Below are 2308 nucleotides of genomic sequence, written 5' to 3' on the forward strand. Positions count from 1 at the left end.
CGAGTCGCGGGTGCGCTCGTCGGCCTCCGGGTCGGGCGAGTCGGGCAGCTCGGGGTGCTTGAACAGGCCCGCGGCGACGTCGATCCGGAAGCCGCAGCGGCACCTCCCGTACCTGGGCCTCCCGGGCCGCCCAGTGCGCGGCGGACCTGCTTCCGGGTGAGCCGTCGAGTCCGACGGCGATCTCCTCGTGCACGGTTCACTCCTGTCCACGGCCGCAGGGCCGCTCACGGCCGGGCGGCGGAGTGCGGGCCGGGCGCGGCTCGAACGGCGGGCGGCGCGGTGGTGGCACCGGTGTCGTCGATGCGGTGGCCCAGTTCCTGTCGGACGGCGACGACCCCGTCGAGGGAGCGGCACATGCCCTCGACGACGGGGACGAGGCTCTTGCGTCCGACGGCGCCCCGCAGGGTGACCACACCGTCGTCGACGGTGACGTGCACGGCGTCCGCGGGGAGTCGGAGGGCGTCCAGCAGCACCTCCCGCTCGATCTCCTCCCGGATGTCGTCGTCCTGCCTGAGGAAGGGGCTGAGCAGGTCGCTGCGGGAGACGATGCCGGTGAGCCGGCCCGAGGTGTCGACCACGGGGAGCCGCTTGAGCTTCCTGCGGTGCATCAGCCGGGCTGCTTCGACCAGGCTCCATCCGGAGCGCGCGGTGACCACCGGGCTCGTCATCAAGGACTCGGCCGTCCCTCCGTCCGTCCGGTGCGGGGCGTGTGACGGGAACCGGCGGGAACGCGACGCGTCCTCGTCCGGCAGGGCCGCCTCCTCGCGGATCAGGTCGGCCTCGGACACGATGCCGACCGGGCGGTAGCCGGCGTCGACCACGGGCACCGCGGTGATGGCGTGGCGGTGGAACAGTCCCACGATCACCTTGAACGCGGTCTCGGGACGGACCGCGACGACGTCGTGGGTCATGACGTCCTCGACGGTGCGGAGTTGCACGGTGTGCTCCTCTCCGGACGGACCGGCACTCCGGCCCGGCACGCTCGGCCACGGTGCGGCACCTCCAGTCTCGGTCCCCGTGGCGGTTTCCGCCGGGGCCGGGTGGCCCTGTCCTCAACGGAGAACGGGCCAGCCGCGACGGTCGGGCATCACCGCAGGTCGCCGACCGGCGGCACCGCCCGGCAGGCGGCCCGTACGGAGCCGGCCACCAGCCCCACCAGGGCGGGAAGGGCAGCCCGGACGGCGTCGGTGAGGCCGAGCCCGGGGGTGAAGTCCGCGCCTTCGACGGCGTGGACGACCAGTGCACGCGGCAGCCGGTCGAGGGCGGCGGCCAGGGCCACCGTCTCCGCGAGGCCCAGCCCGTGGGTGCTGGCCGTCGCGGCCGCCAGCGAGGCTGCCCGTCCGCCCCGGAGGGTGTGCAGGCGGCCGGGGCGGCCGGCGGGGGAGCGCACCGCCTCGGCGAGGACCACCGTGTCGGCCGGACCCCACAGGTCCAGCAGTCGGCCCGGGTCCCCGTCGCTCAGGGCGAGCACGGCGGCCGGTGCACCGCGCGCCCGCAGCGACTCGATCACGGCCGGCCCGGCGCCGTCGTCGCGGCGGAAGGGATTGCCGACCCCGATCACCACCACCCGGCCGGTCATTCCCGCTCCACACTGAGGTCGAGGAAGTGCGTGGCGCAGGAGATGCACGGGTCGTGGTTGCGGACGGCCCGCTCGCACAGTGCCGCCAGCTCCCCGTCCCCGACGGCGGCCGGGGACCGCGCCAGCCGGGCCCCGACCTGGCGGCGGAGGTCCTCCTCGATCGCCGCCTGGTTCTGTGCGGTGGGCGGCACGATCCGGGCCCGGGTGACGGTTCCGTCGGGGCCGAGCGCGTAGCGGTGGTACAGCAGGCCGCGCGGCGCCTCGGTGGCGGCGCAGCCGACGGCCTCCCGTGCAGGCACATCCACGTACGGCCGCTCCGGCGGCCGGTACCTCTCGATGATCAGCAGGGCCTCCTCCAGGGCGTGCACCACCTCGACGGCCCGCACGACGATGCTGCGGTACGGGTTGCGGCAGGGATCTCCCGCGGTCGGATCACCGAGTCCCGCGCCGCGCGCCGCCTCCGCGGCCGCCGGGTGGAGCCAGCGGCCGTTGAGCGCGTAGCGGGCGAGCGAGCCGGTGAGGTACGGGCGGCCGTCCAGCCGCGACTGCAGCGCCGTCGAGTACGGCACCTGCTCCTCGACCACACGGCGCTCGAACTCCTCGACGGGAAGGCTCCGCGGCCCGCCCGGGCTCCCCGCCGGCGGCAGGACGGCGGGACCGCCGGAATCGATCGCGTAGCCGCCCGGGTCGTGCAGCGCCAGGAACTCGCCGTCGAAGGAGGCCTCCGGG

3 protein-coding genes and 1 pseudogene are annotated in these 2308 nt (G+C 75.6%); all 4 read right to left on the minus strand.

Features of this window, described 5'->3' with window-relative positions; genetic code table 11:
• Positions 1-88 precede the first annotated feature (88 nt).
• A pseudogene (locus tag ABZ641_RS33610) lies at positions 89-193 on the minus strand (universal stress protein); the annotation flags it as partial.
• Between the two features lie 31 nt (positions 194-224).
• Entirely contained in the window at positions 225-938 is a 714-nt protein-coding gene (locus ABZ641_RS33615; protein WP_344622265.1) for a CBS domain-containing protein, read from the minus strand.
• A 149-nt stretch (positions 939-1087) separates the two neighbouring features.
• Positions 1088-1579 (minus strand): hydrogenase maturation protease, encoded by a 492-nt coding sequence (locus tag ABZ641_RS33620; RefSeq protein ID WP_344622264.1) that lies wholly within the window; start codon positions 1577-1579, stop codon positions 1088-1090.
• On the minus strand, positions 1576-2308 hold a 733-nt coding region (locus ABZ641_RS33625; RefSeq protein WP_359988059.1), incomplete at its 5' end, for a nickel-dependent hydrogenase large subunit. The genes ABZ641_RS33625 and ABZ641_RS33620, both read right to left, overlap by 4 nt.

The organism is Kitasatospora sp. NPDC007106 (assembly GCF_040634455.1).
Taxonomy (GTDB): Bacteria; Actinomycetota; Actinomycetes; order Streptomycetales; family Streptomycetaceae; genus Kitasatospora; species Kitasatospora arboriphila.

Coding starts and splice junctions, on each gene's coding strand:
- ABZ641_RS33620 (WP_344622264.1), bottom strand. CDS start 1,579: ATGACCGGCCGGGTGGTGGTGATCGGGGTCGGCAATCCCTTCCGCCGC.